We start from the raw sequence: 211 nt of genomic DNA, 5'->3' as shown, positions 1-211 counted from the left end.
ATATCGATTTGCTGGGCGCCGATGAGCGTATTGCGGTGCTCGAGCGGTGGAACGATACGTCGCATCCGGTGCCGGAGGCGACGTTGCTGGATCGCTTCGATGCGCAGGTTGCTGCGTCGCCGGATGCGATTGCGGTGGTGTTCGAGGGCGGGTCGTTGACATACGGCGAGTTCGATGCGCGGGTCAATCGGCTTGCGCGGTATCTGATCTC

At 62.1% G+C, this 211-nt stretch carries 1 protein-coding gene; it reads left to right on the top strand.

The features are described 5' to 3' along the window. Positions 1 to 211, top strand: a 211-nt coding sequence (locus ACLQ3J_RS20975) for an AMP-binding protein (protein WP_425904309.1), incomplete at both ends; no start/stop codon positions are given.

It is taken from the genome of Rhodococcus sp. DT1, from assembly GCF_049844875.1.
In the GTDB taxonomy this organism is placed as follows: Bacteria; Actinomycetota; Actinomycetes; order Mycobacteriales; family Mycobacteriaceae; genus Rhodococcus.
The sequence above is the reverse complement of the archived record's forward strand: the minus strand, read 5'-3'. Positions and strand labels throughout refer to the sequence as shown.